The following is a 23,784-nucleotide window of genomic DNA, read 5'->3' as shown; positions in this document are numbered from 1 at the left end:
GACACGGCGCAGCATAGTCGACGCGGATATACCAGAGGGAGGAACGACAATGCGGGTTTTGGTGATCGGAGCGACGGGGCATGTCGGAACCTATCTCGTTCCCCGCCTGGTCGAGGCAGGTCACGACGTCGTCACGATCAGCCGCGGTGCGGCCAAGCCCTACACGGAAAACCGCGCCTGGGCCTCCGTCGACCAGCGCCAGATGGATCGGGCAGCGATGGAACGGACGGGTGAATTCGGCCTGGCCGTGCGTGAAGTGAAAGCCGACATCGTCATCGACATGATCTGCTTCACGCTGGAGAGTGCCGAGCAGCTGGTGACGGCGCTATCCGGGCATGTCGGTCATTTCCTGCATACCGGCACGATCTGGACACATGGCTACCCCGTGGCCGTGCCGACACTGGAAGAGGCGCCGAAGTGTCCATTCGGTGACTACGGCATCCAGAAGGCGGCGATCGAAACCTATCTGCAGCAGCAGGCAAGGCTTCACGGCTTTCCGGCGACCGTCATCCATCCCGGCCACATTGTCGGTCCCGGATGGGCGCCGCTCAATCCGGCCGGCAATTTCAACCTGCAGGTCTTTTCAACCCTTGCTCGCGGCGAGGCGCTGGGCCTGCCCAATTTCGGCCTGGAGACGGTTCATCACGTCCATGCCGATGACGTGGCGGCGATGTTCATGGATGCGATCGCCAACTGGAATGCGTCGACCGGCGAAAGTTTCCACGCGGTTTCGGCGCAGGCGCTGACGCTGCGCGGATATGCCGAAGCCATGTCGCGCTGGTTCGGGCGAGAGCCGAAACTCAGCTTCGCCCCATTCGACGCCTGGGCCGAGAGACAGACGGCCGAAGACGCCGAGGCGACATGGGAGCATATCGCCCGCAGCCCGAATTGCTCGATCGCCAAAGCCCGGCGTCTGCTTGGTTACGCCCCGAGATATACGTCCCTGCAGGCGGTGCAGGAGGCTGTGGGCTGGCTGGTCGGGCAGGGGAGGATCTAGACCTGCTAACGGATCAGGATAGCTCTGAAATCATTGACGTTGGTGCCGGTCGGGCCGGTTTCGAAGAGATCGCCGACGGCGGCAAAGCCGGAATAGCTGTCATTGCCGTCGAGCAGCCGGCGCGGATCGAGACCGGCGGCGCGTAGGCGCTTGACCGAACCGCCATCGGCAAAGGCGCCGGCATTGTCTTCGGAGCCGTCGATCCCGTCCGTGTCGGCGGCGAGGATATGAATGCCACCCTGTCCGTCGACCGCAAGCGCCATGGCGAGCGCGAATTCGCCGTTACGTCCGCCCTTGCCGCCCTTGGCTCGGAGCGTCACCGTCGTCTCGCCGCCGGAAAGGATGACGACCGGTTTCGAAAACGGCCTGTTCCGGCCGAGCACCTCGCGGGCGATTGCCGCATGCACCTGCGCCACGTCGCGCGATTCTCCCTCGATCGCATCCGAAAGGATGGCGGGCTCGATCCCCAGCGACTTCGCCAGGGCGGCCGCGGCCTCCAGCGATACGCCGGCAGAGGCGATGATGTGATGCTCGTGGCGTGAGAAGACCGGATCGTCCGGTCGCGGCGCATCCGCCTTCGGCGAGTTTAGATGGTCGAGCGCTGCCTGCGGCAGCTGCAATCCGTATTGTTTGACGATGTCAAGCGCATCGTGCCGCGTCGAACCATCAGGCACCGTCGGCCCGGAGGCGACATGGGCCGGATTGTCGCCGGGAATGTCGGAGACGATCAGGCTGACGACCCTTGCTCTGGTTGCCGCCGCAAGTCTCCCGCCTTTGATGGTCGAGAGATGCTTGCGCACGACGTTCATCGCCGAGATCGGCGCGCCCGAGGCAAGCAGCATTTCGTTGAGTGCAATCTCGTCTTCGAGTGTCAGCCCCTCCGGCGGAGCAGGCAGCAGCGCCGAGCCGCCACCGCAGATCAGCGCGATCACCAGATCGTCTTCCGTCAGTCCGTTCACCGTCTCCATCAGCCGCCTTGCCGCGGCAAGTCCTGCCGCATCGGGAACAGGATGGGCGGCCTCGATGATCTCGATGTCGCGTGTTTCGCAGCCATAGCCGTAGCGTGTGACCACCAGACCCGTAAGCGGCCCGTCCCAGACGCTTTCGAGCGCTTGCGCCATCTGCGCAGCACCCTTGCCGGCGCCGATCACCACGGTCTTTCCCTTCGGCCTGTCAGGCAGGTTCGCCTTGATGCCGGTCAGCGGATCGGCGGCGCGAACCGCCGCGTCGAACAGGCTTTTCAGGAAATCGCGGGGAGCGCTTATCGTCATCGGTGGTCTCTGCTGCCTGGAGTGTCGATCATGATGCGGACTGTCTGCGCATGGGGGTGCCGGCGTCAAGGTCGAAGACGAGCCAATGTGACGGCCTGGGGCTGCAATTTCTGAATCGTCTAAAGGAACGGATAGGAACGATAGAAAGCATTAACCATAGTCCCGTAGACAACGAACAGGATCAAAGGAACCTGTGTTCGATGGCTACTGAAATGACCTGCCGCCCCGCCGCCCCGAGTGAAGGCGTGGTGATTGCTTTTCCCTCCGGAACCGGAACCGCCAATATCGAGCGCTGCGCCCGTGAACTCGGCCGGCGACATGGCGCGGATGCGATCGCATTCTGGAGGGCCGAATGCCGCAGGCTTGCCGATCAGCTTCTGGCAGCCGGGATGCCGGAGAGCGACGTCGGCGAGCGGGTGCTGCAGTTTCAGCAGGATGTCCAGATCGAACTCGTCCTGAGCCATCAAAACGGGCTCGTTCCCAAATCCCAAAACCGATAGCGGCCTCTTCGAGGGGGCGTCCCTAGCCCTCTTCGTAAACCGCTTCCGGCGGCAACGCCAGCAGTCGGTCCGCCATCTCCTGCTTGAGCCAGGCGAGACGCTCCTCTTCCTGGGATGTCCGGTCGGGCTTGCGGCCGAGCGTGATGAATTCCTCGCGGACATGGCCGTCGCGCAGCTGCAGGGTGACGGTGCTGCCGCGATAGCTGAGCTCGAAGACATAACGGGCGAGGATGTCGCCGCGCGCCGGCCGTTCGAGCGATGGGTCGACGCTATAGCGCCCTTCCGTCAATGCGCGCGTCACCATTTCAAAAGCATCACGTCCGCCTGGACCGCGAAAGGCCGTGCGGATAGAGATTTCGCGGCGCTCCGGCGGTCCGCCGGCGCTCAGCAGCGGAAAGGCGCGCTCCATCACCTTCAAGGCATGGGCGACGCCGCCGGGAAAACCATAGCCGTGATAGTGCATGATGTCCGCAAAGCCGTAGGCAAGCGGCTTGCCATCTTCGAGGACTTCGATCTTCGCTCCGTTCATTCCGACCTTCCCTTGTCCAATTCCGCGCGCATCCACGGAAGGAAACCATCCAGGAAGCGCGTCGTTGCCGGCATGAAGTGCGAGCCGTGGTGGAAACAGGGGTCGAGGCTGGTGATCACCATGCGCCCCGCCGTCGTGACCTCGTCCACATAGAGGATGGGCTTGCCTTCGCCGTTTACAGCAAGCACCTCGGCGCCCTTGGGGGGATCGAACCAGCCGTGAAGATGCCAGGTCAGATCGTTCTGCCCGAGATGTTCGAACAGCGAATGGCGCGGTGCGGCGATCCTGACGCCGAGATCGGCGCCCTCGGTCAGCCACCACCACCAGTTGGTCGGCTGAGGTGTGAAATGAATGGCCGGCAGGAACGCCTCCCAGGCCGTCTCGCCGGTCGCAACGATCGTGCCGCCCTGTTCGAGGTAACCGCGCAGCTGCGCTGCATGCGGCGCCATTCGGTCCGCCGGGGTGCGGCAGGGAATGAACAGCACCCGGTGTCGGCAAAGTTCGACCGAAGGCAGGTCCTCCGGCCGGAGCAGCTGGTCGAAGTGATGCCGGTAACGCGGCGCTTCCAGCGTCTCGATGTGGTAGTAGGCGCCGGGATGGATCGCGAGCACGCTCATCGGTTCAGCTCCCCCGCCAGCCAGGCTACAGTGCGGCCGGCCAGCTTCTCCTTGATGTCGGGATCGTCTCCACAGCCCCAGAACTCGTTTCCGGCATGCGACAGGATCTCTCCGCCTGCCGGCCGCGCCCAGATCCAGTCGACCGGAACGGCAGCCGATCCCAGCGTATTGATCGCAACGGCGCCGGGCGGCATTGGATTATGTCCGCGGCCGTAGAAACCGGCGACGCCGCGGTTCGTTTCCAGCATCCTCTGGTCGATGCCGGCAAAAACCGGGTGGTCGAATTGCCTGACCTGCCCGAAGTCGGCTCTTTTCGGCTGTGGCAGAGGAATATAGGTGCCGAGTTCCGGCAGGATCGGCCGAAGCATATGGCCGCTGAAGAGCCACCGGCCGCCGCGGTCGAGAAAGGATGCCACCGCCGGCGCGTATTTGAGGAAGCCGACCTGATCGAGATGGGTCGTGGTGATGAGGCCGCTTGCGGCGGCGAAATCCGCCTCCGTCAGCTCGATCTCGCGCACGGCAATCAGCTTGCCCTGCGCGGTGGCCTCGGCGAAAGCCTGAGGGCTCATGGTGAAAGGGTCTTGATAATGCGACTGGATCAGAAGGATGCTCATGCGGCTCGAATTCCTGCAAAGGCGGGCAGGACCGCCTGATGCCTGTCGCCTGCAGCGCCGATAAGCTCGACCATTCGCATCGGGACACCGTAAAGCCGCTCGAGATGTTCCGGCGTGATCGTCTCCGCCACCGGACCGAACAGCGACTGACCATTAGGCATCATCAGCAATGCATCGTCGGCGGCGGCAAGCGCATGGTTCGGATCATGCGTCGTGAAGGCGATCGCTTTGTCGCGCGGATCGCGAAGGCTTTTGAGCAGGGTCAGTAGCCGCTCCTGGTTGCGAAGGTCGAGTGCCGCTGCCGGCTCATCGAGGACGATCGCCTGCGAACCGGTGGCGAGCGCCCGTGCCAGAAGCACGAGCTGCCGTTCGCCGCCGGAAAGCCGATCGAAGAAATGATCGGCAAAGCGGGCAGCCCCCGCCCGCTCGAGCGCGGCATGGGCAATCTCGAAATCGGAAGATCGCGGTTGGCCGAAGAGGCCGAGATGCGCTGCCCGCCCCATGACGGCGACGTCGATGGCGCGGTAGCGCTGGTTGCTGCTTCCGCTCTGCGGGACGTAACCGACAATGGCAGGCGCGACGCGGCTGCCTTCGTCCAGCCGCTGGAAACCGAGCATGGCTTTCAGCGTGGTCGTCTTACCGCGTCCGTTGGGGCCGAGAATGGCGAGCGAGCGCCCGACGGCCACGGAGAAACTCAGGCGGTCGAGGATGGTGCGCGTGCCGAACCTGACGACCGCATCCGTCAATCCGATCATGATCCCTTCCTTTCGCGATAGTGATGGCGCAGCAGAGCCGCGAAAATCGGCGCGCCGACGAGGGCGGTGATGACGCCGAGCGGGATTTCCGCGGCTGTCGCGGTGCGGGCGAGCGTGTCGATGCAGACCATGAATCCGGCGCCGAGCACGGCGGCGGCCGGTAGCAGCGCGCGGTGATCATGGCCGACCAGCAGGCGGGCAGCGTGGGGAATGACGATGCCGATCCAGCCGATGATGCCTGAAACCGCGACCTGGCTGCCGACGATGACGGCAATGAGGCAGAAGACCAGCCATCTCTCCCGCGTCGTATTGGCGCCGAGGCTGCGGGCCTCGGCTTCCTCGAGCGAGAGGATGTTGAGCCGGAAGCGGAGCATCCACAAGAAGCAGCTTCCGAGGATGAGGCCCGGTGCCGCCACCAGCGTACGCTCCCAGGTGGCCGTCGCAAAAGATCCCATCAGCCAATAGACGATGGCGGGAAGGGATGTATTGGGATCGGCGATGAATTGCAGCAGCGAGACCACGGCCGCGAACATCGAGCTGATGACCAACCCTGAGAGAATCACAGTCACCGTTTCCGACCGGCCGTTGATGCGCGAGAGCAGTCCCACCAGGATGACGGCCGCCATGCCGCAGAGGAACACCATGGCAATCAGCGGAAAGCCCCAGATGCCGAGCATGATCGCCAGCGCGCCGCCAAAGGCAGCGCCCTGGGAAATGCCCAGTATATCGGGCGAGACCAGCGGATTTCGGAACACACCCTGAAGGCCGGCGCCCGAGATGGCGAGCCCGGCGCCGGCGAGTGCGGCAAGCACGACGCGCGGCGCGCGCACCAGGATGACGATGCGTTCGTCGATGCCGGCAAGCTCCCGCGAGGGATCGCTGATCGCCTGCCAGAGCAGTTCCAGCGCGCGACCGGCCGGAACCGAGAAACGACCGACGCAGAGGCTGACCGTGAACGCGACCGCAAACAGCGCCAGCAGCAACGCGAAAACCAGCGTCTGCCTGGCGAGGTGAATCCGGCGGGCGGCGGGCACCGCTTGCTCCTGCGTCATCGTCGTCATGGCGTCACTTCGCCGCGAACTGAGCGTAACCGGCGGCGGCGCCCTGATCCTTCAGCCAAAGGATATTGTCGATATCGCCGTCAGTCAGGTCGTAATTGTAAAGCGTCCTGTAGGCCGTCTTCATTTCCGCTCGCAGATCGTATTGGAAGATCTCGGGATGGAGCAGATTGGCCGTCCACATCCAGGACAGCGGCGATTCCTGGTTCGGCGGATCCCAGCGATAGCCGCCGAGCGGCATCTTGTAGACCCGCTTGGATTTGGCGGCGTTGGTCAGAGACAGGATCGGATCGCTATAGACCCAGTCGACGTTCAGCTTCGCCTCGAAAGCATTGAGGAAGATGACGTCGGGATTCCATTGCGCGATCTGTTCCTTGTTCACCGAGACCGTGCCGTTGAGTTCGGCCGAGGCGTTTTTGCCGCCGGCAAGCTCGATGGACCAGGCGTTGTAACTGCCCTTCGTGCCGGAAGCGCTGATATCGGAGAGCGCGCGGCCGAGGTAGAGAACGTTCGGCTTCTTGTCGTCGGGGATCGCGGTCGCCTTGGCCTCGATCTCCTTCTGAACGCGGTCGCGCCATTCCACGAGTTCGCCGATCCGCTCCGGCTTGCCGATCGCCTTCGACGCCATGGTCATGTATTCGCGGGTCAGCTCTTCCGTGCCGTAAAGGATAAGCATCGTTGTGAGGCCGGCATTGGTGATCGGTGCGACGATATCGGCGCCGCGATCACCCCACTGGATGACCAGGTCGGGATTGGCGGCGGTGAGCGCCTCGACATTCGGCACGAAATTCGGCGCGGTCACGTCGGAGGGAATGTCCTTGGCTTCGGGAAAAATCTTTCCGAGAATCCCTTCGACCACGGCGCTCTTTGCCGTCGGGTTCATGCCGACGAGCTTCCGGGTGCCGCCATCCAGCGCAATGACGGTGGAGGCCATCGGGATCACGATCGAGACGACTCGCTCGGCAGCCTTTGCCAGCCGCACCTCGCGGTTCCCCTGATCCTTGAAGACGATCTCCTCGGCGAAAGCTGCCGGCGCAAACAGCATCGCGGCAAGCGCCGCCGCCGCGCGGCGGCGCGAGGCAGTTGAGATAAGAAGCGAAAGCGGAACCATGGTGTCTCCCCGGACAATCATTTGCGACGAGGGCCATTCCTATTCCGCGCATTTAATCTTGTCTACAAATCTCCACTTTAATTAGCGATATGATTACCGCAGCAGCCCCGCCGACCGAAGGGCGTCTTCAATGACCTTCTGAATGCCGCCGCGGTCGCGGCCCGTGGCGAATGAAGCCGCGACGTCTTCCGGTTGCGCAGCAGCATTGCGCCGCTTTTCGAACGAGGGAACCAGACCCCAGGACCTGGCAATTTCGACGGTTGAGGAAATTCCGACGTCAAGCATGAAGGGGCCGCTTGCGCCGTAACCGGTGCCGGCATCGAGCGGCGTGCCGTGATCCATCCCGGCAATCGTATGGAGCTCGATCACCTCGACCCCATGAGCATCGGTCCAGACCTTTCGCTGATGTCGTCCGATATTTTCCACGTGCGCTGGCGAGGTGTCGACGCCGTGGACATTTCTCCATTGCTCCACGATCGCATTCGCATTGGACGGCACGACGGTTCTGTCGGCACTTCCCTGCCAGAGCGAAACTGTCGGCCACGGGTCTTTGTGGCCTGAAGCGTTTCTCAGCCGCTGCTCCAGTTCTTTGGCGGTCGGCCCGCCGTGACCGCGCATTCGGTCGAACGCCTCGGGAATGGTCGCGGCACTGGCATAGGGCAGGCCGGCGATGATGGCGCCGCCGGCAAAAACCTCAGGATAGGTGGCGAGCATGGCCGCAGTCATGGCGCCGCCGGCCGAAAGCCCCGTCACGAAAATGCGCCTGCTGTCGATACCGTGTTCCGCCACGAGTTTTGCGATCATCTGGCGAATCGAAAAGACCTCGCCGTGATCCCGTCTTATATCCTCCGGGTTAAACCAGTTGAAGCAGAGGTTGGGATTGTTTGCCCTTCGTTGCTCGGGAAACAGCAGCGCGAAACCATAATCCTCTGCCAAGCGCGACCACCCCGACCCGATATCATAGCCTGATGCAGTCTGGGTACAGCCGTGCAGGACGACGACCAGGGCCATGTTTCTTGCGCGTTTCGACGGCAGGTATCTGTAGCCTTCCAAAGCGCCCGGGTTTGCACCAAATGCGCCCAAGGCGATGAGATTGGGATTTTCCTGCGCGGGGCGGGGGCGAAGCGTTCCTCGCAACGCGGCAAGGCGTGCGATTGTGTCTGACATAGATCTCATAAAAGTCTCCGCCATCAGCTGCCGGGATGGCGATGATGCCTGCCTAAACGCGTCAGCTGGCGGAAAGTTGCTGCGCTGCACAATATTTTCGGAATCGCGGGTTTTCCTGCGCGCGGGCAGCTCGGCAGCGCGAGGAACTTCGGCCCGGAAATGGAGTTGATGTTGTCGATTGACAGCATGGATGCTGCGATCCAGCGAGGCTTTTCAAATGTCGAACAAACCCAACTTCTTCTCTTCCTTTGCAACCGTCGTCGCCGATTTATCGGGAAAGCCGTTTACCTTTGTCGCGGCTTTGACGCTCGTGCTTGCCTGGGCGGTATCCGGCCCCTTTTTCGGCTATTCTGAAACCTGGCAGCTTGTGATCAACACGACCACGACCATCATCACCTTCCTAATGGTGTTTGTGCTGCAGAACAGCCAGAACCGCGACGGCAAGGCCGTGCAGGCCAAGCTTGACGAGCTTATCCTGACGAGCCAGGCAGCCAACAAGTTCGTCGGTATCGAAAAGCTGGAGGAGGGTGAACTCAGGGAAATGAGCAAGACGCTTGCCGCGCAGGCAGAATGCGTCGAGGAAAAAGCGGATGAAAAATCTGCAGCCGACGCAGCGTCCACCTGATGCGCGTTTCAGTTCGTTGTCTCTGAGATCTGGTCGTGGTGTTTGTGTCGCATTTCCTCAATGGTCTCGGCATCTTTCTTCTCAGCCGAAATCCAATGATTTCTTGCCTTGCTCGATCGGATCAGTTCGTCCAGCTTGGTATGCAGCGCCATCATGTCCCGATTTTGGGAGTGCTGCACCAGCAGCAAAATGAAAAATATGATGAGCGTGCCGACCATGTTGGTCAGCAGAAACCATTGCCGTGGGAAGGAAAAATGCAGGCCGGCCGCCGCCCAGAGGACTGCGAATATGATCAGCGTCACAGGGACCGCGCGATGGCCTGCCCACAAGACGGCAAAGTCGGAGATCTGTCGAAAACGCCAGCGCATACGGCTCTCCACAGCGCACAACATGGAAGATGGAGCAGCTCGAAGCCCTTTCCATCACCCTGGCTCAATAAAATGCGCGCTGCGAACTGCATAAAACCCGCGTTTCCGAGGGTTTTATGTGACGACAAGGCGGTCAATTCTGTTTGACCGACGGCTCCCGGCCCCAGACACGCAGTTTGCCGAGCGCTTTGATAAAGCCCGCGACATCCCCGGCCGCTCCGAGCGCAATCACGCCCTCATCCCGTGAATCGGCAATGCCTGCCTTCTGCATCAGCGGCAGCGCTGTTTCGACATAGCCGATGAACTTGCAGTGCACGAAGGCGTCCGACACGAAATCATGCGCCGTTGCCTCCTTCAGCAGATCGCTGCTTCCCGCCGACGAGGGCAGCAGCGCGACGGCGTCGTAGAGCACCGAAGGTCCGCCGTCGATCATCTGGTGCGCCTCGATCCAATTGCCGTCCGAGAGCGTCACGCCGCCGATCTTTGGCGCGATCACTTCGAATGTTGCCTTCTGCTCAGTGACCTCGGCAAGCAGCGCCTTGACGATGGCGGCGTCGGAGCCATCGGTGACAAGAATACCGAGCTTGCGTCCTTCGAACCGCTTGGGACCACGCTCGACAATGCTGAGCGCCGGCGACGGCGCGAGATCCTGGCGCGTCTGCATGGCGGCATCGGCAGGCTTCGGCATCGATTTGAAGCCGAGTGCGTGGCCGACCTTGCTGGCCAGAGTCTCATCGATGTTGATGAGATGCGAGACCATGCGCTCGCGAATGACTGGTGTTTCGACCTTGCTCAGTTCGAAGATCAGCGCTGCCGCGATATGGCGTTGCTCCGGCGGAGTCTGGCTGATGAAGAACTGCCTGGCCTGGCTGTAATGATCGGCAAAGCTTTCCGGCCGCAGCCGGACCTTGGCACCCTGCTCCTCGGCCGGGACGTGACGATAACCCTGAACCGGCGATTCCCGCGGCCCCTGATTCCAGGAGTTCGGCTGGTAATTGACCCGTCCGACAGGATTGCGCATCGCCATGTGGCCATCCTGCTGGAAATTGTGGAAGGGACATTTCGGAGCGTTGATCGGCAAATGGGTGAAATTCGGGCCGCCCAGACGTTTCAGCTGCGTGTCGAGATAGGAGAAGTTCCGTCCCTGCAGAAGCGGGTCGTTGCTGAAGTCGATGCCGGGCGGAACGTTCTGCGTCATGAACGCGACCTGCTCGGTCTCGGCGAAAAAGTTTTCGGGCATTCGGTCGAGCACCAGACGGCCTACCGGTTTGACCGGCAGGACCTCCTCGGGAATGATCTTTGTCGGATCGAGGATGTCGAAGTCGAACGTGTCGGCGAAATCCTGATCGAAAAGCTGGACACAGAGTTCCCACTCCGGGAAGTTTCCTGACTGGATCGACTGCCAAAGGTCGCGGCGATGGAAATCCGGATCCGCACCATTGATCTTGACCGCCTCGTTCCAGGCGACGGACTGCAGGCCGAGTTTCGGTTTCCAGTGGAATTTGACGAAGGTCGATTCATCGGCCGCGTTGACGAAGCGGAAGGTGTGAACCCCGAACCCCTCCATGAAACGGAAGGAGCGCGGGATGGCGCGGTCCGACATGACCCACATGATCATATGCATGCTTTCCGGGGTGAGCGAGATGAAGTCCCAGAAATTGTCATGCGCCGACTGCGCCTGCGGAAATTGCCTGTCGGGTTCCGGCTTTACGGAATGGATGATGTCCGGAAATTTGATCGCGTCCTGAATGAAGAAGACGGGAATGTTATTGCCGACCAGATCCCAATTACCCTGCTGCGTGTAGAGCTTCACCGCGAAACCGCGCACGTCGCGCGCCAGATCGAAGGACCCCTTGCTGCCGGCGACTGTCGAAAACCGCACGAAGGCCGGCGTCTTTTCCCCGGGCCGTTGGAACAGATCGGCACGGGTATAGGCGGCCAGCGATTCATAGGTTTCGAAATAGCCATGGGCGCCATAACCCCGCGCATGCACGACCCGCTCGGGGATGCGCTCGTGGTCGAAATGAAAGATCTTCTCGCGAAAATGGAAGTCATCGATGAGGGCGGGGCCGCGGGCGCCGAGACGAAGCGCATTCTGATCGTCGGAAACGGGGCCGCCTTGTGCTGTGGTCAGCGCCGGCATGCCGTTCTCGGCAAACTGATGCAGCTCACCGCCTGCACCGCGGTGCAGTTTCTGATCATGAATCGTCGCGTTGTCCGAGGGCGAGGTCTTCGTCTTCTTGGCCATCTATCTTCTCCGGAAAGGGTGTGACCTAACCGAAGCTCAAAAATGGCGACATGTTCCGCTCGCCGCGAAATAAACTGCAACCTGGCGAAGGGTTGCGTTTCAAGAAGACTGCATAAAATAGGGCGCGGGGCCTTTCGACCCCGCGCCCCCGTTTTCCGCCGGTTTTCAGAGCCGGCGTGCAACGATGAGATCTTCCTCTTCGTCGCGTTGCGATCCGCCAAACGCTGCGGCGGCAGAGGCGATGAAAGCCCCGATCAGAAGCGACAGCGAGCCGAGCAGGGCCGTCGTGGAGGCCGCCTTGCGTGCCTCATCGGCAGCTTTCTGGGCGGCGACCTTGGCGTCGTCGATCCGCTTCAGCACCGTGTCGACGCGGGTGCGTGCATCGGCTTCGGAAAGACCCGTTCGGGACGATACGATGGTGGCAAGATAGGCCTTGTCGTCATCGGGAACCTGGCCCTGGGCAGCGCCGTTGAGGAGGATGCGGGACACCTCGGACGTTGCCGCGGCATCATTGGACGTCGCCGCGGCGCGAGCCTGGTCAGGGCGCAGCAATGCGTCAGTAAAATAGGACGTGGACAGATCCAGCGGCGAGGTTGCCGACGAAGCTGCTGCCGTGCCGGCGGCCGTGGCGGTCGATCCCACGACCGATCCCGCGGCTTGTGCACCCGCGCCGGCCAGCGAGGTCAGCGATGATGCGAGAAACCCGGCGACGAAGACGGTCGCCAGCGCCCAGCTTAGGAAACCATGCGCCGTGTCACGGAAGAAAACCTCGTCCGTGTGAACAGCCGCCCATTTCGTCCGCAGCCGGCCGGTAATGTAGCCTCCGAGCGTCGAAGAGAGCCATTGCACGAGAACGAGCCAGATTGCCGCCGTCACGCCGAGTGTCCCGAGCGAACTGCTTTGCCCCGACCAGGGCGACACCATGGTCAGCCCCAGCCCGGATCCAAGCAGCAGAAGAATGAGGGTGACGCCAATGGCCGCGGCGGCGCCCCCGAAGATAGGCCCCCATGTCATGGCCGATTTGGAGGATTCAACCGGAGTGGCAACCTCTCCGGAACCTGTCATTGAAACCGACATGATCTGTTCCTATCGCATAAACAGAGCAAGAAGGATGATGATAGGCAGTGGAACACCGAGCAGCCAAAGTAGAATACCGCGACCCATGAGAGACCTCCTGTCAAAGCTGACGTTACGTTGTTGATGCCACTCAACTTTTAACCGCGGTGTTTGTTCCCGGCCCGCTTGATCATCGACGATCTTCAGACGCAGATTATAAAGATTGACGAAATCTAGGGCGCTCGCGCTAACGCCAGCCGGGGAGCGCACCTATATCCTGGGTTCAAGGTGGGGAAATTCTCCCGTTACTCCCAAAGGCAGAAACTCATGGCTGCATCACAGCGTGAATCGGAGAAGCATCGATGAACAGATTTCGGGCATTTGTAGCGGCCGGAGCAATCAGTCTTGCCTTTATCACTTCCGCCTGCTCGACGGCGCCGAATTCATACGGCTCGGCGTCGGGATATCAACCGGGAGATTCCTTGAATCCGGCCTGCGCCGATGGCTTCCGACCCGGCGATGGCCGTTCGTGCAGCTATTAGAAGCGGTCGGCTCTCGTCCGATTATAACGGCAGCTTGCGGGCGGAGGTGCTCCGTGAGCGGTCGCGCGGGTCGACCGGCAGGACCGCGAGCCGCTCCTGGCGTCATTCCCGTTTGATGTTCGTGGCGATAGGATGTGTTTGAGAGGAGCCACGAGCGCGGTTCCCACGCTCCAACGGTCAAGAGAGAACGGCCACGTGATCTCGTGGCAGCGACGTGACGTCAATCTGCCGCCCGACCCCATTCTTAAGTTAATGGCGGTCGCGTCCTGCCGCAGTCTCTATACCATCAGACCGGCAACGCAAAGATGGCCGGTTCGTCGCTTGTTGCTTTCGTTAAAGGCGAACGCCAGGACACAGGCCCGGAGCAATCATCATCGATAAAGCCCGGCGCCCCGTGGGCGCAGCGCACACGACCGCGGCGCCGCTGATTCTCTTGCGACGTGGATCTTTGGGCCGATTCCAACAATGTCACTGGCCGCGAGGCAAGGCATCGATCAACTGGTGCACCTTGTCGGTTGCGTAGACGATATCCTCGCGCGGCAAATGCACCGTGATTTCGATCTCCTGCCATCGGCCGCCATTATTTCTAGCGTAACTCACGGCGGCTTGTAGAGATTTGAATTCAACTGCGGGCGCGCCGGCGATCCAGAACTGCACGGTGCAATCGGCTTCGCAATAGTCGGAGAGTGCTTTGAGCGGGTCTAAGGCCATGTCGATGGGCTCTACACCCTTGGTGGTTCTTTGGCTACCGCACGTGAAGCGCCGCCGCTGTTTTCGAGTCGCGCAATCCGCTCCACATTGACGTGACCTCCGCTCCTCCAACACCGATGACCGGCGCGATCACCACCCCTTCCGACACTGGGGCGCGGCGGCTGGTCTTTCTGGAATTTCCACAGAGGAGAGCCGTTCATGCCAGGTTAATGCGTATTAACCGAGACTCGGGGCCTGAAAGGATGCGCCGATGAAAAAGCTTTTTCCCGTAGTCGCAGCCACAGTCTTGGCTGCATGTTTCGCCCTGCCGCTAAACGCCACGCCGATTTTCGTGCCGAAAGCGGTAGCAATGCACACTGCCGACGTCGAGCAGGTCAAACACCGTCGCCACGGCAATGGACATGCGTATGGCCACTGGAAGAAACGCCGGTACGCTTACCGCGACTGCCGGTACTACGGCTCGTGCTACCGTCCTCGGCACTACGGCTATCGCGACTATTACGGCTATCGCGACGACTATCGTCGTCGGTCAGGTGTGACCGTGTATTTCGATTTTTAGTCGGCAGTGCCCCAGCCACTTGAAGCCGTCGACCTCACCACACCACCACAGCAGCCCGTCGAGCTACCAACTCGGCGGGCGTTTTGTTTCCGGCGTCTGAACAAAGAAAAAGGTCGGGGCGAATGCTCGCGCCGACCTTCTTTGATTGCATCAGCACGGTGCCAGTACATCCGTGGTCACCAGCAAAAGCTATCCGATGGATTGAATTTATGCGTCTTGTGAATTTTCGCAAGGATTAGGGGATGCTGATTTAGGGCTAAAACTGAGAAGAAAACGCCTGTCTTCGGATTTCTCAACGAAACAGGCGATTAACTTGAAAAATGGCTCCCCGGGCCGGATTCGAACCGGCGACCTGTCGATTAACAGTCGAATGCTCTACCGCTGAGCTACCAGGGATCACTGCTTGGCGCGGTGTGAGTGGGCTAATACAAATGCTTGCCCGATTTGCCAAGCGGTTTTTTCAAAAAAATGAAATGAACTTGTATTTGGGTCGTCTGTGCCCATCTCTGGGGAATGACGAACCGGAATGAGCGCGAAGAGACGAGGGGCGGCGAAAAGCCCGGGAAGCGGGCAAAGCGCTTCGGCATCGATCACGCGAGCGGCAGGCTTATGCTCGGCTCCTTTGGTATCTGCATGCCGCGCTCCCGCATCGCGCGGATGGCGATCGGCGTCGCCCTCATTCTTTGCGGGTTCCTGGGCTTCCTGCCGATCCTCGGCTTCTGGATGCTGCCGCTGGGCTTCCTTGTGCTCTCGCACGACCTGCCTGTCGCGCGCCGGCTTCGCCGGCGGCTGGCGGTCTGGTGGCACAGGCGGCGGAAACCGGCCGGTTGAGAGCATCAGGGGAGCGGTCGCGGAACAGCGAAAGGATTCTCGCCTCCGTGGTTTATGGATTGTAAAATGCGAAAATGCGTCAAAATGGTCAGGTGAGGACATGAAGGCATTTTTTGTTGTCGCCCTGTCGGCGGCGACGATTCTCTCCGGCGTTCCCGCCCAAGCCCAGGCCGTCGACAGCCGGGGTTTTGACGCTCGCGGCATCTGCCGCCGTCCGGAAGGCTGCATGGTCGATCACGGCCAGGGCGGCAGCTATAGCGGGCCGCGCAACTATCGCAATTTCAACGGCCGGAACGAGCGTGACGGCAATAACGATCGCGGCCGAGACGATCGCCGCTATCGCAACCAGAACAGAAGCGACAATGTCGACGGCCTGACCAACCGCCTGGCCGCCGGCTCTATCGCCGTTCAGCCGTGTGCATCGCCGACGCGAATCTAGTTGGCCCTGAGTTCGCTTTCCTCGAAAGCGCCGTTAGGTCCCTGATCGAGGCTGGCCACCATCAGCAGGCTGCTGACGGCAAGCAGGAGGACGAGCTTCAGCGCGTAGGAAAAGGAGAGCTGATGTCGGCTGCCCTGCGAGACGCGGGAAGGCGCCACATAATATTTGTAGTAGAAGTGCGGATCGCTCGTTTCCAGCAGGTTCTGGTAGACGTGCGGCGGAATGTCCGCATGTTTCACCGGTGGAGAACCCGGGAATTTCACATGGAGATCACGGCTCTCGGCATCATAGGCCGCACGCACGTGCTTCGATTTGAGGGCAGCCCAATTCATTGCAGCTCCTATCACCCTCCCGGTGGCAATATGAGGCGCGCAGAACGATCGTCAAGTTGACAATTTGTTTCAAAGGCAAACATTGGCAGGAAATAGGGCAGGGTCAGCGGGAAATTCCAGCGTGCACTCGTGCCGTTCGGCGATAGGGAAATGGCCCTTGGGGCAGCCGGCGAATGGCGTTTTTCCGAAATGCCCTCTTGCGATTTCCTTACGATCATTCTAAACGCTCGCCACGGCTCAGATAACGAGCTCGTGAGGCCTCGTGGCGGAGTGGTGACGCAGAGGACTGCAAATCCTTGTACCCCGGTTCAATTCCGGGCGAGGCCTCCAAAATTTTCCCACATGACACAACTCGGCTGAAATGTACCCAAGCGGCGACGCCCGAGGCGTAGGCCCGCGTAGCCTGACACTCGCTGGCATGAGATTGCCGCCATGCGGGGAACTATCTTTGAGCGTGCCTCGGCACCTCTATCACTTCAAGGTCGTTTCGCCGTCCAGCAGCCCGCAGCAGAAGATACCGATGAGCGCTGCGACGATGAAGAAATCGAACAGCGTCAAATATTCGAAAATCGCAGACATGGCCTGCTCCTCCTACTTTCCTCCGTAGGAGATCATAACATGAAGGGGCAGGGGGTTCCACGTTTGAGTTGCAGCGTCTCGCCTCTGTGGCGCGGAAGAAGCGCCTGCCGGATTCTTTTCGCCGGCGGCTGCCAAGCCTTGAAAGCATCGGTGGCGGGGATTAAGAGACGAGGGACAGGAACCGCTTTCAAGAGCGAGAGGACATGATGGATTTCGAAGCAGCGCGCGCAAAGATGGTCGACACCCAGGTTCGCACGACGGACGTTACCTCGCATTCCGTGCTGACGGCGCTGCTCACGGTGCCGCGTGAGGCATTCGTGCCCGAGAAGGCGAAGCTGCTGGCCTACATCGACAACGATGTCGAGATATCGGCCGCCGCACCCGGAAAGCCGGCCCGCTTCCTGATGGAGGCATCGCCGCTCGCCAAGCTGCTGCAGCTGGCCGCGATCACCAAGGATGATTTCGTCCTCGAAGTCGGCTGCGGCACCGGTTACACATCGGCGCTGCTGTCGATCATTGCCGGCTCCGTCATCGCGCTCGAATGCGACGAGGCGCTGGCCGCCGAGGCGAAGACACAGCTTGCCGGCTACGCCAAGATCGAGGTGGTCACAGGACCGCTCGAAAAGGGCTACGCTGCCGGCGCTCCCTATGATCTGATCTTCGTCAACGGCGCAGTCGAGGAAGTTCCGGCAGCTCTTCTCGGCCAATTGCGCGATGGCGGCCGTCTGGTCACGGTCGAAGGTTACGGCAATGCCGCCCGCGCCAAGGTGTTCGTCGCCGAGCGCGGCGCCGTTTCGGAAAACGTCTTTTTCAATGCTTCCGTGAAGCCGCTGCCGGGTTTCGCCAAGGCACGCGAATTCGTTTTCTGACGCCGTTTTCATCGATGAATTCAGCAACCGGGCGCCATCGGCGCCCGTTTTTCATTGCAGCGCCTTTGACGCTGTAGCAGTTTGACTCTACGCATCGCCGGAAAGCCTTCACAAACATCATTTATCCTGACGCCGCCACCTCGCAAACATCGGGTAACAAAACTGTGCATGGCCTCATTCATTTGATTCGCGATGATTTTTTTCATGTCTGAGGTATTCTAAGGTCGCGGTGATTCGGATGACCGCTCCACATCGTCCGGTCGTTGTTTTTGGATAGCGGGGATTGAAATGGCTCAGCCAAGTGTAGCGCGTGAACCGTCCATGGAAGAAATTCTGGCCTCCATCCGCCAGATCATCGAAAGCAATGAGCCCGGCGCCGGCAAGGCGATCTCCGCATCCCTGCCGCCGGTCTACGGCGCCGACGAGGATGAGAACGGCTCCGAAATCCATCTGACGGTTGATGACACCTATGCCGGCGTGGAGTTCCCCGAACCCGCCATGCGCTCCACCGATCCGCGTTTCGTCGCCGCCAATTCGGCCGGCACCGCCCCCGAACCTGAAGTGCCGGCCCGCGCCCTGTCGCTTGCCGATGTCGCCGCGCGCGTGCGCGCCGCCTCCGAGCGCAGTGCCGTGCAGGCCGGTCAGGCACTGCGTGAAATTCCGAGCGGCTTCCGCCAGCCCGAACCGCAGCCGGCCCCGATGCCGGAAGCGCCGCGCGCAGCAGTACCGCAGCCGCAGCCGACCCAGCCTGTTTTCCCCTCGGCTGCAGCGCCCGTTCCGCAGGCCGTGATCGAGCAGCCGGCCGAGCCTGTATTTGTGGAAACGCCGCGGGTCCCAGTCGCCGAGGCGGCGCCCGTGGTCGCCGAGCCCTTGCCCGCCGCCGAGACGGCGCCGCCTGCTTTGGAACCCGCTCAGTCCTCGGCCGAAGCTTTCCTGCCGAGCCTTGTGGACGAAGTGCAGCCGACGCTGCTTTCGGAGGGCGCCGGTCTGCAGATCAGCCGCTCTTTTGAAGAGCTCGCCGCCGCTATCGACGGTGCTGAGCGCCGCTCGCTGGATGAGATCGCAGAGGATATGCTGCGCCCGATGCTGCGCGAATGGCTTGATGATAATCTGCCGATGCTGGTCGAGCGGCTGGTGCGCGAGGAGATCGAGCGCGTGGCGCGCGGCCCGCGCCGCTGATCGGATTGCTTTTTCCTGAAAAGCCGCTCCGGTCTCCGGGGCGGCTTTTTTATTGACTTGCCCGTGCCCATCCTATTTACAAACGCCACCCTCGAACCTCGAAATTGGTCAGAAAATGCTCGACAAGACCTATGATTCTGCTGCCGTCGAACCCAAAATCGCCGCGAAATGGGATGAGGAGGACGCTTTCCGCGCAGGCGCGAACGCCAAGCCCGGGGCCGAGACCTTCACCATCGTCATCCCGCCGCCGAATGTCACCGGTTCGCTGCATATGGGCCATGCGCTGAATAACACGCTGCAGGACATCATGGTGCGCTTCGAGCGCATGCGCGGCAAGGATGTGCTCTGGCAGCCGGGCATGGACCATGCCGGCATCGCCACGCAGATGGTCGTCGAGCGCAAGCTGATGGAACAGCAGCTGCCCGGCCGCCGCGAAATGGGCCGCGACGCCTTCATCGACAAGGTCTGGGAATGGAAGGCAGAATCGGGCGGCCTGATCTTCAACCAGCTGAAGCGCCTGGGTGCCTCATGCGACTGGTCGCGTGAACGCTTCACCATGGACGAGGGCCTGTCGAAAGCCGTCCTCGAGGTCTTCGTCACGCTCTACAAGGAAGGCCTGATCTATAAGGACAAGCGCCTCGTCAACTGGGACCCGAAGCTCCTGACGGCCATTTCCGACCTTGAAGTCGAACAGCATGAGATCAAAGGCAATCTCTGGCATCTTCGTTATCCGCTGGAGCGCGGTGTCACCTACCAGTACCCGATTGCTTTCGACGAGGAAGGCAAGCCGACCGAATGGGAAACGCGCGACTACCTGGTCGTTGCCACCACGCGCCCGGAAACGATGCTGGGCGACACCGGGGTTGCCGTCAATGCGAAGGACGAACGCTACAAGAGCATCATCGGCAAACATGTCATTCTGCCGATCGTCGGCCGTCGGATTCCGATCGTCGCCGACGATTATGCCGACCCCACGGCCGGTACCGGTGCGGTCAAGATCACGCCTGCGCACGACTTCAACGACTTCGACGTCGGCAAGCGGGCTGGCCTGCGCGCGATCAACATCATGAATATCGATGGCACGATTGCCATCAAAGACAACGAGGATTTCCTCGAAGGTCTCGACAATCCGGCGGCGCTGCATGGCGCCTGGGATCGGCTGGAAGGGCAGGACCGTTTCTTTGCGCGCAAGGTCATCGTCGAGATTTTCGAAGAGGCCGGTCTCGTCGATAAGATCGAGCCGCATAAGCACATGGTTCCGCACGGCGACCGCGGCGGTGTGCCGATCGAGCCTCGGCTGACCGAACAATGGTATGTCGATGCCAAGACGCTCGCCGAGCCGGCGATCGCCTCGGTCCGCGAAGGCCGCACCAGGATGGTGCCGAAGAGCTGGGACAAGACCTATTACGAATGGATGGAAAACATCCAGCCCTGGTGCGTCTCCCGTCAGCTCTGGTGGGGTCACCAGATTCCCGCCTGGTACGGCCCGGACGGTCAGGTCTTTGTCGAAAAGACCGAGGAAGAGGCGCTGCAGGCGGCGATCCAGCATTACCTCTCGCACGAAGGACCAATGAAGGCCTATGTCGAGGACCTGCTCGAAAACTTCAAACCGGGCGAGATCCTGACGCGGGATGAGGACGTGCTCGACACATGGTTCTCCTCTGCGCTCTGGCCCTTCTCGACGCTCGGCTGGCCGGACGAGACGCCGGAGCTTGCACGTTATTACCCGACCAACGTTCTCGTCACCGGCTTCGACATCATCTTCTTCTGGGTCGCCCGCATGATGATGATGGGCCTGCACTTCATGAAGGACGAGGACGGCAATCCCGTCGAGCCCTTCAATACCGTCTATGTCCACGCGCTGGTGCGCGACAAGAATGGGCAGAAGATGTCGAAGTCCAAGGGCAACGTCATCGATCCCCTGGAGCTGATCGACGAATACGGCGCCGACGCCCTGCGCTTCACGCTTGCGATCATGGCTGCGCAGGGCCGTGACGTGAAGCTCGATCCGGCTCGCATCGCCGGCTACCGCAATTTCGGCACCAAGCTCTGGAACGCCACGCGTTTCGCCGAGATGAACGGCGCCAAGAGCGATCCGCATTTCGTGCCTGAAGCCGCCGAGCTCACCATCAACCGCTGGATCCTGACGGAGCTTGCCCGTACGGAACGTGACGTTACGGAAGCACTCGAAGCCTTCCGCTTCAACGATGCCGCCGGCGCGCTCTACCGCTTCATCTGGAACGAGGTCTGCGACTGGTATCTCGAGCTTTTGAAGCCGGTCTTCAACGGCGAGGACGAAGGCGCCAAGGCAGAGGCCCAGGCCTGCAGCGCCTATATCCTCGAAGAGATCTACAAGCTGCTGCATCCCTTCATGCCTTTCATGACCGAAGAGCTCTGGGCTCATACGGCGGGCGAGGGCAAAGAGCGCGACACGCTGGTCTGCCATGCCGAATGGCCGTCTCCCTCCTATGCCGATAACGGGGCTGCCGACGAAATCAACTGGCTGATCGACCTCGTCTCCGGCATCCGCTCGGTGCGCGCCGAAATGAACGTGCCGCCGTCGGCGACGGCTCCGCTCGTCGTCGTCAAGGCCAACAACCTGACGCGCGAAAGGCTGTTCCGCCACGACGCCGCCATCAAGCGGCTTGCGCGTGTGGAGGCGATATCGCTGGCCGACGATGCGCCGAAGGGGGCTGCTCAGATCGTCGTCGACGAGGCCACCATCTGCCTGCCGCTCGGCAATCTGATCGACCTTTCCGCCGAAAAGGCTCGGCTCGAGAAGGCGATCGGCAAAATGGAAGGCGAGATCTCGCGCATCGACGGCAAGCTCTCCAACGAGAAGTTCGTCGCCAATGCCAATCCCGACGTGGTCGAGGCCGAGCGCGAGCGCCTCGATGAACTGAAGGGGCAGATCGCCAGCTTGAAGACCGCCCTCTCCAGGGTGAGCGAAGCCGGATAAGTTTCATCACTCGTTTTGGTCAGTTATTTCAAAGACGCGCTCCCTCGGCGGGCGCGTCTTTCGTCGTTTCGGGCGCATTTGATTCGGTCTTCAAAACGGCTGATTTCAGGCGCTGAGCCTGTGGATTGTGGCTTCACGGGCGTCCTGCGGGCGAAAACTGTCACTGTTGTCGGATTGATACAGCTTCCACAATGTGTGGAATGAAAACCCAAAACCCCATCTGAAAACCGATAAGTCTGGAATAAAATTTTATTAACCAGATTTTTTGACGTGTCCGTCAATTTCTTTACGTAAGTTGGCCAATGGAATGCGTGGGAGCGCCGCCGTGGGGCGCGTTGCCATGTCGAGCGAACACTTACTAGAGTGGCGTCACATCAATTGCTGGAGTGGGGGAGACACAATGGCATCGCGTAGGTTTTCCAAGGGCGTAACGTCGCTCGTTCTTCTTTCGTCGCTTGCATCGCCGTCCTTCGCCGGCGGCCTGGAGCGCGGCGGCTACAATATCGATCAGTTGTTCGATACGTCGCCTTTCTCGTTTCAGTCGGGCGTGACCTATGTCACACCGCAGCGCAAGCTGAAGGACGTCCGAGACACGCAGACGTCGCTATCTTCAGGCGGCAATCTGAACGGCCGTCCAGACACAGCCGACGAAACCTCAAATTACACCATCCCCTATATTGGCTTTAAGGCCGGCTTCGGCGACGCGGTCGACTGCCTCGTTGACTATTCGGAGCCCTTCGGCGCGCATACCGACCCCGGTTCGAACTGGGCCGGCGCCAACAATAATATCGAGACAGAGATCAAAACCCGCAACTATGGCGGCACATGCTCCTATCGTTTTGATGTCGGCCCTGGACAGCTTCGCTTCATTGGCGGCGGTTTCTATCAGGAGGTCGAGGGCTTCAAGGAACGTCTGGTTTCCACGGTTCCCATTCTGCTCGGCACCGGCACCGGCATTGGCCGCCTCGATCTCGACGATAGCGGCTGGGGCTGGCGCGCTGGTCTCGCTTACGAGATTCCGGAATATGCGATGCGCGCGAGTCTCGTCTATAACAGCCGCGTCAAGTACGATAATCTGACCGGCACTGTCGATCTCCGTCAGGTTCCGGTTGTCCCGACATTTGGAGGCCAGGTCACACCGGTTTTCGGTTCCGCCGAAGCGCCGGATTCGCTGGAGCTGAAGCTGCAAAGCGGCATCGCTCCGGATTGGCTCGCCTTCGGATCGGTCAAGTGGACGAACTGGAGTGTCCTCCAGTCCGTGGCTTTCTGCCCGAAATCGACAAAGGGCGTGGTCGCCTGCACAGCGGGCGGCGCTACGGAACTCACTTCGCTCGACCTTCTGTATCGTGACGGCTGGACGATCTCCGGCGGCGTGGGCCACAAGTTCAACGATCAGTGGGCCGGCGCAGTCAGCCTCACGTGGGACCGAGGCACCAGCCAGGGTTATGGTGCACAGACCGACAGCTGGACGCTCGGTCTCGGCGCCGCCTACACGCCGACCGAACATATCGAATGGCGTTTTGCCGGCGCCGTTGGCGTGTTGACGAGCGGTTCCTCCGGCGCCTTTGAGTATAATGGCCAGACCTATGGCGACGACGTCTCCTATTCCTTTGGCAACGATCTGGTCGCTGCACTGTCGACGAGCTTAAAGATCAAGTTCTAATTCCCCGATTTGAAGAATTGATGAGCCCGGCACTGCCGGGCTCTTCTTTATCCGCGCCGTTAATCATACTACTTTCTGATCCCGTTTTGTGACGATTCCGCAACACTTTTTTACGACGATTGGCGTAAGGTGGCGGCGGGGTGAATTTGTCCATTTCCCGCCACAAAGAGAGCGCAGCGATATTTGCGTACGAGGAGATGGGCAG

General features: G+C 61.0%; 25 protein-coding genes and 2 tRNA genes. 12 read left to right on the top strand and 15 right to left on the bottom strand.

Annotated features, from left to right (window positions below):
- Positions 1–49: 49 nt before the first annotated feature.
- Positions 50–997: an NAD(P)-dependent oxidoreductase gene (locus tag QMO80_RS03865; protein WP_283198958.1), complete on the top strand. Its 948-nt coding sequence runs from the start codon at positions 50–52 to the stop codon at positions 995–997.
- A 5-nt stretch (positions 998–1,002) separates the two neighbouring features.
- Here the strand turns inward: QMO80_RS03865 and QMO80_RS03860 are convergent, their stop codons facing one another.
- Positions 1,003–2,268: a glycerate kinase gene (locus tag QMO80_RS03860; RefSeq protein WP_283198957.1), complete on the bottom strand. Its 1,266-nt coding sequence runs from the start codon at positions 2,266–2,268 to the stop codon at positions 1,003–1,005.
- A gap of 200 nt (positions 2,269–2,468) precedes the next feature.
- Between QMO80_RS03860 and QMO80_RS03855 the strand changes: the two genes are divergently transcribed.
- The gene (locus QMO80_RS03855) at positions 2,469–2,768 is read left to right on the top strand and encodes a DUF6074 family protein (RefSeq protein ID WP_283198956.1); all 300 of its coding nucleotides are present in this window, start codon (positions 2,469–2,471) and stop codon (positions 2,766–2,768) included.
- Between the two features lie 22 nt (positions 2,769–2,790).
- On the opposite strand, the gene QMO80_RS03850 is transcribed toward QMO80_RS03855, so the two are convergent.
- The 7 genes from QMO80_RS03850 to QMO80_RS03820 form a co-directional block, all read right to left on the bottom strand.
- A complete protein-coding gene (locus tag QMO80_RS03850; protein ID WP_283198955.1) occupies positions 2,791–3,297 on the bottom strand; it encodes a hypothetical protein in 507 nt (168 codons plus the stop codon).
- Entirely contained in the window at positions 3,294–3,914 is a 621-nt protein-coding gene (locus QMO80_RS03845; RefSeq protein WP_283198954.1) for a hypothetical protein, read from the bottom strand. Before QMO80_RS03845 ends, QMO80_RS03850 begins: the two co-directional genes overlap by 4 nt.
- On the bottom strand, positions 3,911–4,528 hold the full coding sequence (locus tag QMO80_RS03840) for a hypothetical protein (RefSeq protein WP_283198953.1): 618 nt from the start codon (positions 4,526–4,528) through the stop codon (positions 3,911–3,913). Before QMO80_RS03840 ends, QMO80_RS03845 begins: the two co-directional genes overlap by 4 nt.
- Entirely contained in the window at positions 4,525–5,283 is a 759-nt protein-coding gene (locus QMO80_RS03835) for an ABC transporter ATP-binding protein (protein ID WP_283198952.1), read from the bottom strand. Before QMO80_RS03835 ends, QMO80_RS03840 begins: the two co-directional genes overlap by 4 nt.
- Positions 5,280–6,344: an iron ABC transporter permease gene (locus tag QMO80_RS03830; RefSeq protein ID WP_283198951.1), complete on the bottom strand. Its 1,065-nt coding sequence runs from the start codon at positions 6,342–6,344 to the stop codon at positions 5,280–5,282. Before QMO80_RS03830 ends, QMO80_RS03835 begins: the two co-directional genes overlap by 4 nt.
- Positions 6,345–6,348: 4 nt before the next feature.
- A complete protein-coding gene (locus QMO80_RS03825; RefSeq protein ID WP_283198950.1) occupies positions 6,349–7,452 on the bottom strand; it encodes an ABC transporter substrate-binding protein in 1,104 nt (367 codons plus the stop codon).
- A gap of 93 nt (positions 7,453–7,545) precedes the next feature.
- The gene (locus QMO80_RS03820; RefSeq protein ID WP_283200105.1) at positions 7,546–8,628 is read right to left on the bottom strand and encodes a PHB depolymerase family esterase; all 1,083 of its coding nucleotides are present in this window, start codon (positions 8,626–8,628) and stop codon (positions 7,546–7,548) included.
- Positions 8,629–8,836: 208 nt separating this feature from the next.
- Here QMO80_RS03820 and QMO80_RS03815 point away from each other — a divergent pair, with 208 nt between their 5' ends.
- Positions 8,837–9,244, top strand: a complete 408-nt coding sequence (locus QMO80_RS03815; protein WP_088937148.1) for a low affinity iron permease family protein — start codon at positions 8,837–8,839, stop codon at positions 9,242–9,244.
- Between the two features lie 8 nt (positions 9,245–9,252).
- Here QMO80_RS03815 and QMO80_RS03810 read toward each other — a convergent pair whose 3' ends face one another.
- From QMO80_RS03810 to QMO80_RS03800, 3 genes are all read right to left on the bottom strand, one after another.
- Positions 9,253–9,612: a low affinity iron permease family protein gene (locus tag QMO80_RS03810; RefSeq protein WP_283198949.1), complete on the bottom strand. Its 360-nt coding sequence runs from the start codon at positions 9,610–9,612 to the stop codon at positions 9,253–9,255.
- A gap of 133 nt (positions 9,613–9,745) precedes the next feature.
- Positions 9,746–11,860, bottom strand: coding sequence for a catalase (locus QMO80_RS03805; RefSeq protein ID WP_283198948.1), 2,115 nt, complete (start codon positions 11,858–11,860; stop codon positions 9,746–9,748).
- Between the two features lie 165 nt (positions 11,861–12,025).
- Positions 12,026–12,937 carry a hypothetical protein gene (locus tag QMO80_RS03800; RefSeq protein WP_283198947.1) on the bottom strand — a complete coding sequence of 304 codons (912 nt, stop codon included), beginning with the start codon at positions 12,935–12,937 and terminating at the stop codon, positions 12,026–12,028.
- A gap of 341 nt (positions 12,938–13,278) precedes the next feature.
- On the opposite strand from QMO80_RS03800, the gene QMO80_RS03795 reads away from it, so the two are divergent.
- The gene (locus QMO80_RS03795) at positions 13,279–13,458 is read left to right on the top strand and encodes a hypothetical protein (protein WP_003586986.1); all 180 of its coding nucleotides are present in this window, start codon (positions 13,279–13,281) and stop codon (positions 13,456–13,458) included.
- 468 nt (positions 13,459–13,926) lie between these two features.
- Here the strand turns inward: QMO80_RS03795 and QMO80_RS03790 are convergent, their stop codons facing one another.
- Entirely contained in the window at positions 13,927–14,169 is a 243-nt protein-coding gene (locus tag QMO80_RS03790; protein WP_003586985.1) for a hypothetical protein, read from the bottom strand.
- Positions 14,170–14,419: 250 nt separating this feature from the next.
- Here QMO80_RS03790 and QMO80_RS03785 point away from each other — a divergent pair, with 250 nt between their 5' ends.
- The gene (locus tag QMO80_RS03785; RefSeq protein ID WP_283198946.1) at positions 14,420–14,728 is read left to right on the top strand and encodes a hypothetical protein; all 309 of its coding nucleotides are present in this window, start codon (positions 14,420–14,422) and stop codon (positions 14,726–14,728) included.
- Between the two features lie 321 nt (positions 14,729–15,049).
- On the opposite strand, the gene QMO80_RS03780 is transcribed toward QMO80_RS03785, so the two are convergent.
- Positions 15,050–15,124: transfer RNA gene (locus QMO80_RS03780), tRNA-Asn, on the bottom strand.
- A 117-nt stretch (positions 15,125–15,241) separates the two neighbouring features.
- Here QMO80_RS03780 and QMO80_RS03775 point away from each other — a divergent pair.
- Positions 15,242–15,559: a hypothetical protein gene (locus QMO80_RS03775; RefSeq protein ID WP_283198945.1), complete on the top strand. Its 318-nt coding sequence runs from the start codon at positions 15,242–15,244 to the stop codon at positions 15,557–15,559.
- 100 nt (positions 15,560–15,659) lie between these two features.
- Positions 15,660–15,998, top strand: coding sequence for a hypothetical protein (locus QMO80_RS03770; RefSeq protein ID WP_283198944.1), 339 nt, complete (start codon positions 15,660–15,662; stop codon positions 15,996–15,998).
- Here the strand turns inward: QMO80_RS03770 and QMO80_RS03765 are convergent.
- Positions 15,995–16,330, bottom strand: a complete 336-nt coding sequence (locus tag QMO80_RS03765; protein WP_283198943.1) for a KTSC domain-containing protein — start codon at positions 16,328–16,330, stop codon at positions 15,995–15,997. The two genes, QMO80_RS03770 and QMO80_RS03765, sit on opposite strands and share 4 nt — an antisense overlap.
- Positions 16,331–16,586: 256 nt before the next feature.
- Between QMO80_RS03765 and QMO80_RS03760 the strand changes: the two genes are divergently transcribed.
- Positions 16,587–16,660 (top strand) — tRNA-Cys (locus QMO80_RS03760).
- Between the two features lie 452 nt (positions 16,661–17,112).
- Complete coding sequence (locus QMO80_RS03755; RefSeq protein ID WP_283198942.1) at positions 17,113–17,778, top strand: protein-L-isoaspartate O-methyltransferase; 666 nt, start codon at positions 17,113–17,115, stop codon at positions 17,776–17,778.
- Between the two features lie 20 nt (positions 17,779–17,798).
- Here the strand turns inward: QMO80_RS03755 and QMO80_RS03750 are convergent, their stop codons facing one another.
- Positions 17,799–17,984, bottom strand: coding sequence for a hypothetical protein (locus QMO80_RS03750; RefSeq protein WP_283198941.1), 186 nt, complete (start codon positions 17,982–17,984; stop codon positions 17,799–17,801).
- A gap of 82 nt (positions 17,985–18,066) precedes the next feature.
- Here QMO80_RS03750 and QMO80_RS03745 point away from each other — a divergent pair, with 82 nt between their 5' ends.
- The 3 genes from QMO80_RS03745 (at position 18,067) to QMO80_RS03735 (ending at position 23,579) form a co-directional block, all read left to right on the top strand.
- Positions 18,067–18,957, top strand: coding sequence for a DUF2497 domain-containing protein (locus QMO80_RS03745; RefSeq protein WP_283198940.1), 891 nt, complete (start codon positions 18,067–18,069; stop codon positions 18,955–18,957).
- Positions 18,958–19,072: 115 nt separating this feature from the next.
- On the top strand, positions 19,073–21,916 hold the full coding sequence (locus tag QMO80_RS03740) for a valine--tRNA ligase (RefSeq protein ID WP_283198939.1): 2,844 nt from the start codon (positions 19,073–19,075) through the stop codon (positions 21,914–21,916).
- A 400-nt stretch (positions 21,917–22,316) separates the two neighbouring features.
- Positions 22,317–23,579, top strand: a complete 1,263-nt coding sequence (locus tag QMO80_RS03735; RefSeq protein WP_283198938.1) for an OmpP1/FadL family transporter — start codon at positions 22,317–22,319, stop codon at positions 23,577–23,579.
- The last annotated feature ends 205 nt before the right edge of the window (positions 23,580–23,784 follow it).

Source organism: Rhizobium sp. BT03, from assembly GCF_030053155.1.
GTDB lineage: Bacteria > Pseudomonadota > Alphaproteobacteria > Rhizobiales > Rhizobiaceae > Rhizobium.
This window is presented reverse-complemented; position numbering and strand designations above follow the sequence as displayed.

Excerpts from the sequence above, each read along its gene's own strand:
- QMO80_RS03865 (WP_283198958.1), top strand. The coding sequence starts at position 50 with ATGCGGGTTTTGGTGATCGGAGCGACGGGGCATGTCGGAACCTATCTC.
- QMO80_RS03860 (WP_283198957.1), bottom strand. The coding sequence starts at position 2,268 with ATGACGATAAGCGCTCCCCGCGATTTCCTGAAAAGCCTGTTCGACGCG.
- QMO80_RS03855 (WP_283198956.1), top strand. The coding sequence starts at position 2,469 with ATGGCTACTGAAATGACCTGCCGCCCCGCCGCCCCGAGTGAAGGCGTG.
- QMO80_RS03850 (WP_283198955.1), bottom strand. The coding sequence starts at position 3,297 with ATGAACGGAGCGAAGATCGAAGTCCTCGAAGATGGCAAGCCGCTTGCC.
- QMO80_RS03845 (WP_283198954.1), bottom strand. The coding sequence starts at position 3,914 with ATGAGCGTGCTCGCGATCCATCCCGGCGCCTACTACCACATCGAGACG.
- QMO80_RS03840 (WP_283198953.1), bottom strand. The coding sequence starts at position 4,528 with ATGAGCATCCTTCTGATCCAGTCGCATTATCAAGACCCTTTCACCATG.
- QMO80_RS03835 (WP_283198952.1), bottom strand. The coding sequence starts at position 5,283 with ATGATCGGATTGACGGATGCGGTCGTCAGGTTCGGCACGCGCACCATC.
- QMO80_RS03830 (WP_283198951.1), bottom strand. The coding sequence starts at position 6,344 with ATGACGACGATGACGCAGGAGCAAGCGGTGCCCGCCGCCCGCCGGATT.
- QMO80_RS03825 (WP_283198950.1), bottom strand. The coding sequence starts at position 7,452 with ATGGTTCCGCTTTCGCTTCTTATCTCAACTGCCTCGCGCCGCCGCGCG.
- QMO80_RS03820 (WP_283200105.1), bottom strand. The coding sequence starts at position 8,628 with ATGAGATCTATGTCAGACACAATCGCACGCCTTGCCGCGTTGCGAGGA.
- QMO80_RS03815 (WP_088937148.1), top strand. The coding sequence starts at position 8,837 with ATGTCGAACAAACCCAACTTCTTCTCTTCCTTTGCAACCGTCGTCGCC.
- QMO80_RS03810 (WP_283198949.1), bottom strand. The coding sequence starts at position 9,612 with ATGCGCTGGCGTTTTCGACAGATCTCCGACTTTGCCGTCTTGTGGGCA.
- QMO80_RS03805 (WP_283198948.1), bottom strand. The coding sequence starts at position 11,860 with ATGGCCAAGAAGACGAAGACCTCGCCCTCGGACAACGCGACGATTCAT.
- QMO80_RS03800 (WP_283198947.1), bottom strand. The coding sequence starts at position 12,937 with ATGTCGGTTTCAATGACAGGTTCCGGAGAGGTTGCCACTCCGGTTGAA.
- QMO80_RS03795 (WP_003586986.1), top strand. The coding sequence starts at position 13,279 with ATGAACAGATTTCGGGCATTTGTAGCGGCCGGAGCAATCAGTCTTGCC.
- QMO80_RS03790 (WP_003586985.1), bottom strand. The coding sequence starts at position 14,169 with ATGGCCTTAGACCCGCTCAAAGCACTCTCCGACTATTGCGAAGCCGAT.
- QMO80_RS03785 (WP_283198946.1), top strand. The coding sequence starts at position 14,420 with ATGAAAAAGCTTTTTCCCGTAGTCGCAGCCACAGTCTTGGCTGCATGT.
- QMO80_RS03775 (WP_283198945.1), top strand. The coding sequence starts at position 15,242 with ATGACGAACCGGAATGAGCGCGAAGAGACGAGGGGCGGCGAAAAGCCC.
- QMO80_RS03770 (WP_283198944.1), top strand. The coding sequence starts at position 15,660 with ATGAAGGCATTTTTTGTTGTCGCCCTGTCGGCGGCGACGATTCTCTCC.
- QMO80_RS03765 (WP_283198943.1), bottom strand. The coding sequence starts at position 16,330 with ATGAATTGGGCTGCCCTCAAATCGAAGCACGTGCGTGCGGCCTATGAT.
- QMO80_RS03755 (WP_283198942.1), top strand. The coding sequence starts at position 17,113 with ATGATGGATTTCGAAGCAGCGCGCGCAAAGATGGTCGACACCCAGGTT.
- QMO80_RS03750 (WP_283198941.1), bottom strand. The coding sequence starts at position 17,984 with ATGAAAAAAATCATCGCGAATCAAATGAATGAGGCCATGCACAGTTTT.
- QMO80_RS03745 (WP_283198940.1), top strand. The coding sequence starts at position 18,067 with ATGGCTCAGCCAAGTGTAGCGCGTGAACCGTCCATGGAAGAAATTCTG.
- QMO80_RS03740 (WP_283198939.1), top strand. The coding sequence starts at position 19,073 with ATGCTCGACAAGACCTATGATTCTGCTGCCGTCGAACCCAAAATCGCC.
- QMO80_RS03735 (WP_283198938.1), top strand. The coding sequence starts at position 22,317 with ATGGCATCGCGTAGGTTTTCCAAGGGCGTAACGTCGCTCGTTCTTCTT.